This is a genomic window from Candidatus Obscuribacterales bacterium, assembly GCA_036703605.1.
Taxonomy (GTDB): Bacteria; Cyanobacteriota; Cyanobacteriia; order RECH01; family RECH01; genus RECH01.
Map to the genome: position 1 here is coordinate 1 of DATNRH010000586.1, position 5,631 is coordinate 5,631.

Genomic DNA, 5,631 nt, shown 5'->3' on the forward strand with positions numbered 1-5,631 from the left:
TCCCCTGAGCGAATGCGCAAGAAGCCGGCAGCCTGCTCGAAGGTCTTCGGCCCCAGTTTCGCCACCTTGAGCAGCGAGCGGCGATCGCGAAAGACGCCATTCTGGTTGCGGTAGGCGACGATGTTGTTGGCAATGGTGGGCGTAATGCCCGACACCGCCGTCAGCAGTTCCTTGGAAGCCGTATTCAGGTCAACGCCCACGTAGTTCACACAGCTTTCCACGGTTTCATCTAGCTTCTTCCGCAGCAGTTTTTGATCCACATCATGCTGATATTGCCCCACGCCAATGGACTTGGGATCAAGTTTTACCAGCTCGGCTAGGGGATCCTGCAAGCGCCGGCCAATGCTGATCGCCCCCCGTACGGTAATGTCTAGCTCTGGAAATTCGGCGATCGCCACCGGACTGGCGGAATAAATCGACGCCCCCGACTCGTTCACCATCACCTTCACCGGCGGCTGGGGCAGGGTAGCGATCACCTCAGAAATGAAGCGATCGGTTTCTCGTCCAGCGGTGCCGTTACCGATAGCAATCAGCTCAATAGCGTACTGGTGAATCAGGCGCAACACCGTTTCCGCGGCCTGCGATCGCTGCCGTTCCGACTGGTGGGGAAAAATGGCGCTGTAGTCCAAAAACTGCCCGGTGGCATCCAGCGCCACCACTTTGCAGCCAGTGCGAAACCCAGGATCGATCGCCAGGGTGGGCTTCATCCCCGCCGGACTAGCTAGGAGCAGTTCCCGTAAATTCGACTCAAAGGTTTTAATCGAGGCTACGTCTGCCTCGGCCTTCTTCAGGGCAATCACTTCGTTGATCAACGAGGGTTTCAGCAGGCGGTGGAAAGCATCCCGCAGCAGCGCTTGGTAGATAGCTCGCATGGCGGGTTGACGGCTGCGCAGCTCTTGCTGATCCAGCCAGTCCCCCACCGCCTCCTCGTCAAACTCAATATCAAAGCTGAGTATTCCCTCCGTCTGTCCCCGGCACAGGGCCAGCAGGTTGTGGGGGGCAATGGTCGCCACCGGCTGGCGATAGGAGCGATACATTTCAAACTTCGTTGTGCCTTCTGGATGCTCTGCCTTGATGGCGGAGACAAAGGTGCCCGTGGTCAACAAGCGATCGCGTAGGGCCTGACGTAGATGAGCCTGGTCAGCGATCGCCTCCGCCAGAATATCCGCAGCTCCCTTGAGGGCATCGTCCACCGTTGCCACACCCAGGTCTACAGACACATAGCCCGCCGCTGCTTGCCGTGGATCGCTAGGGGCAGCCGTCGGTACATTCTGCGATCGCAGCCAGTCTGCCAGCGGTTCTAGTCCCTTCTCCCGAGCGATCGTGGCCCGGGTGCGGCGTTTGGGACGATAGGGCAGATAGAGATCTTCCAAATCCGTCTTCTGCTGGCAGGACAGAATCCTATCCCGCAGGTCATCTGTCAACTTGTCCTGCTTGGCAATACTCTCCAAAATCACCTGCTTGCGTTCCTGCAGTTCTGTCAGGTAGGCAAAGCGGTCAAACAAGTCTCGAAGCTGGGTTTCATTCAGCTCGCCCGTGCGCTCTTTGCGGTAGCGGGCAATGAAGGGAATGGTTGCTCCCTCTGCCAAAAGCGCCAAAGCTTGATCAACCTGAGCCCGACGAATGGAAAGTTCTGCAGCCAGTTGAGACGGAATATCTATCATAGGGGCGCGATCGCATCCAGCAATGTTCAACAGGTGTAGCCAACGATTGAGGTGCGGGCTAGTTACGAATTTGTACCGGCATCACCAAGTAGGTCATTTTCACGCCTCCTAGGGGCGTGAGGATAGCAGGGCTGGTGGAGGTATTGAACTGCATCTGCACCTCGTTGGCTGGCAATGCCTTCAAACCTTCCAGCAAATATTTGACGTTAAACGCTGCTTCTAGGTCGTCGCCAGAAATTTGAGCAGCGATCGCCTCCCGCGCACTACCCACATCCTGAGCATCCACCGACAGCACCAATTCCTGGTTCAGGGCATCCAGCTCCAGCTTGACGATGCTGTTGCGCTGATCAGCCAACACCGCAATCCGCTCTAAGGCAGAGGCAAACGACCGCCGATCCACCGTCATCTGCACCGCAAACTGCTGGGGGATCAGCTGCCGATAGTTGGGATACTGCCCCTCCAGCAGCCGGCTGGTGAGCTGCTGATTATCCCACTGGATCACCAGTTGGCTATGGTCAAACCGAACGGCGATCGCTTCCCCGGCCTGGGGCATTTGCAACATCCGCTCTAGCTCTCGCAGCGCCTTACCGGGCACCGTCACGTCCAACTGGGCATCGCCAGTCTCTGTCACCGAGCTGCCCGCCCGATCCATGGGCGTTTGCACCACGGCCAAGCGGTGGCCATCGGTGGCGGCAAATTCTAGGCTATCGCTTTCGACTGCCAGATGCACCCCCGTCAGCACCTGCTTACTCTCATCTGCGCTGGTAGCAAACAGGGAACCCCGCAACCCATCAATCAGGGCATCGACGGGCAAATGCGCCACCTCTGAGGTCTCTAGGGTGGGCAATTCTGGATACTCGCTAGCGTCCATACCGCGAACCTTATAGCTACCGGCAGCACAGGTCAAAATGGCGATCGCCTCGTTGTCTTCGTTGCTCACCGTCACGTCCCCCGCCGGCAGCCGCGACACGATATCGCTCAGCAACTTGGCGGGCAGCGTCAGCCGTCCTCCAGCCTCCACCTGAGCCGGAAACACCGTTTGCACCCCCAAGCTGAGGTCAAATCCCGTCATGGTCACCCGTTGGGTTGCTTCATCCACCGCCACCAGCACGTTGGCTAACACTGGATGGCTAGGACGCGACGGCACCGCTCGGCTGACCAAGGACAAATGGGTATTCAGTTCGCTCTGAGTACAAATGAATTTCATGACTGAAGACCTGCTGAGCGACCCATACCATGCCCTGCTGAAGAACCTGCAAGACCATGGTCAGAGCCTGTGGAATTTGTGGAATACGTCCAAGCGCAAACGCCTGAAAACATTGGTAGATCAAGGAAACTTAAGATTCTCTAAACGTCCTAGGCTGTGGTAAACCTGTGGAAAACTTTTGTGGATTAATAACCCAGATCGGGTCAAACCCCCTCAAAAGCTGCTGTTTCATCACCCATTTCCACACAAACATACCCGCCGTTCTAGCCTAAATCCTAACCTGCCCATCTTGAAGCGAAGCTGACCCATGAACCTCGTCCTGTCTGATAGCCCCGTTCACCAGACTACACCCTCAACGACCGTGCCCTGAGGTTTGGACTAGGATTTCAACTTCAGCTTGGAAGGCTATCGTAACACCCTGACCACGAAAGCTTCAATCAGGCTGAAAAAGAAAAATCCTGCGCGCTGATGGCCGGATCCGGCCTATAAGAAAGCTTTAAAAGATCAGTAGTAGTAGGGCCTGTGGAAAATGTGGAAAACCCTGGGGATCAAACCAGGCTATACCGTAGCGCCTTTCTCGATCTGTGGAAAACTTGGGGAAAACCAGGCGAGTTATTAACAGAGTATTTATACTTAGAAGAGTTTTCCACCATTTGCCTATACTTTTCCCCAAGTTTTCCACAGATTTATCCCCAGAAAAAGGGGTTTTTTCCACAGGTTTAGCGATAGATTTTTTGCAGAATGAAGATGATTGGGAAGCGATCGCCATGAAGCACTCGTCGCTACTCTGAAAGGAGAGAGCTATCAAGGAAACGTCGGACCCGCAAGGGTAGCCGACGTATATCAACCCTAGGCATTGCTTGATTAGAGGTTAACTAATACAATTGTACTTAAATCTAGAGTTATAGCAACCGAACGATTCAACTCGCGCGAGGCCCGTCGCCATGATGACGATTGAGCAAACCAGTCAGCTTCTGCAGCTCATCTTGAATTCGCTGATTTTGGGAGGGATATGTGTCGTCGTACTGCTGGTGTTGGCGCTGCGCCATCAACGATCCTGGGGGCAGCTTCAGGACATCAGCCAGGTTTGGAGTCGGTCGATGTCGAGGGATCCGCACTCTGGCGATCGCCCTCCAGACTTGCGCGATCGGGTGCAGGATGTGCGTCGTCGCTATCGTCAGGAGCGCCAGTTGCTGCTGCTGGTGTACTATGCCCTAGCCGCCAATCTGGGCAGCACTGGTTTGTTGGCCTTGCGGGCGTTTGTGCCTTGGAATGGCTTGATTGTGGTGTCCCTAGGTTTTTTCCTGGGCAGTCTAATCCTGCTGCTGTGCACAGTGCTGTGGCTGATTGCTCAAGCCCTGCGCCAGCCCTCCCGGCAGCGATCGCCCCGTCGATTACCCCAACCATCGCCCCCGACGGTAATCTCGCTGAGAGGCTGGAAGCGATCGCCGCCGTTGCTGCCGTCAGACTGCCCACCCCAGCCAGGGCGCTTACGGTAGGGTTGGGGGATCCTGGTTAAAGCCGCTGGTGGCGATAGACGGTGCTGGCAGCTCGATGCAGGAGGGAATGGCGATAGACCAGAGCCTCAAAGTCATCGCTGTAGCCACCGCCAATCACACAGGCTACCGGATAGCCCTGGGAGATACAGGTTTGCAACACCTGCATTTCGCGACAGAAGATGCCGTGATCGGTGAGGGCTAGTTTGCCCAAACGATCGCTCACGTGGGGATCAACGCCAGCATCGTAGAGCACCAGATCGGGGTTGAACTGGGAGAGAATATCGGGCAGATAGCGGTCTAGGGTTTTGAGATAGTCCTCATCCTCCATGCCTATGGGCAGCGGCACGTCTAGATCGCTCACCTGTTTTCGCCCCGGAAAATTGGCCTCGCAGTGCATGGAGAAGGTGAAAACGCTGTCGTCTTGCTGGAAAATGAGGGCGGTGCCGTCCCCTTGATGAACATCGAGGTCGAGGATCAGAATGCGCTGAGCCAGCCCTTGGTGTTGAATCACACGGGCGGCGATCGCTAAATCGTTGAAAATACAAAACCCTGACCCATAATCTGGAAAGGCATGGTGAGTGCCGCCTGCCGTGTTGCAGGCTAGTCCATGCTTGAGAGCCAGGGTGGCCGTGAGCACCGTGCCACCGATGGCAATACGAGTGCGGTTCATGAGACTTTCGCTCCAAGGTAGACCAATGCGGCGCTGGGCCTTGGCGTCTAGCGATCCCGTGCAGTATTGCTGCACATAGACGGGGTTATGTACAAGCTCAAACCAGTCCTTGGGCGGTTCCTCTGGCTGGTGGAATTGCTGGGGCTGGGCGATGCCGCTGCAGATCAGCAGGTCGTGAAGTTGCCGAAACTTAACCATCGGAAAGCGATGGGTGGAGGGTAGGGGGGCGACGTAGCCGGGATGATAAACCAGTGGAAGATCCATGGGGAGAATGCCAGAAGGTGCCGTTCTTACACCGGTTGAGAAATCTGTACTAGTTAGGATTCTACAAAGATGGGCTGAGTTTGTCCTGCCACACCAGGGTAAAACGGTAGAACGGTAGCCTCTTCGAACAAGGTTGTCCCGTGGTCATGGTCACGATCCTGGGGTGTCCGAGCTGGTCTTGAGGTTCTACCTATACAGCGATCGCCCCAGGGGGAAGGGAATAAACGCTGAAAGCTAGAACGAGTCAAGCTTGTTCTGCTCCAGAGAGAGTTTGTTTTGCAAGTAGACTCCACCCCAAGATGAGATCCCTGTAAAGGGGGTCACGCT

4 protein-coding genes are annotated in these 5,631 nt (G+C 55.8%); 1 reads left to right on the top strand and 3 read right to left on the bottom strand.

The window, feature by feature from the left end; translation table 11 throughout:
* Both V6D20_12400 and dnaN read right to left on the bottom strand, forming a co-directional pair.
* A partial coding sequence (locus V6D20_12400) for a Tex-like N-terminal domain-containing protein (protein HEY9816580.1) occupies nt 1–1,694 on the bottom strand: 1,694 nt, incomplete at its 3' end.
* 28 nt (nt 1,695–1,722) lie between these two features.
* Nucleotides 1,723–2,871, bottom strand: a complete 1,149-nt coding sequence (gene dnaN / locus V6D20_12405) for a DNA polymerase III subunit beta (GenBank protein ID HEY9816581.1) — start codon at nt 2,869–2,871, stop codon at nt 1,723–1,725.
* 944 nt (nt 2,872–3,815) lie between these two features.
* Here dnaN and V6D20_12410 point away from each other — a divergent pair.
* Nucleotides 3,816–4,370 (top strand): hypothetical protein, encoded by a 555-nt coding sequence (locus tag V6D20_12410; GenBank protein ID HEY9816582.1) that lies wholly within the window; start codon nt 3,816–3,818, stop codon nt 4,368–4,370.
* Nucleotides 4,371–4,386: 16 nt separating this feature from the next.
* Here V6D20_12410 and V6D20_12415 read toward each other — a convergent pair whose 3' ends face one another.
* The gene (locus V6D20_12415; protein HEY9816583.1) at nt 4,387–5,304 is read right to left on the bottom strand and encodes a histone deacetylase; all 918 of its coding nucleotides are present in this window, start codon (nt 5,302–5,304) and stop codon (nt 4,387–4,389) included.
* Nucleotides 5,305–5,631 lie beyond the last annotated feature (327 nt).

Coding starts and splice junctions, on each gene's coding strand:
- V6D20_12410 (HEY9816582.1), top strand. CDS start 3,816: ATGATGACGATTGAGCAAACCAGTCAGCTTCTGCAGCTCATCTTGAAT.
- dnaN (HEY9816581.1), bottom strand. CDS start 2,871: ATGAAATTCATTTGTACTCAGAGCGAACTGAATACCCATTTGTCCTTG.
- V6D20_12415 (HEY9816583.1), bottom strand. CDS start 5,304: ATGGATCTTCCACTGGTTTATCATCCCGGCTACGTCGCCCCCCTACCC.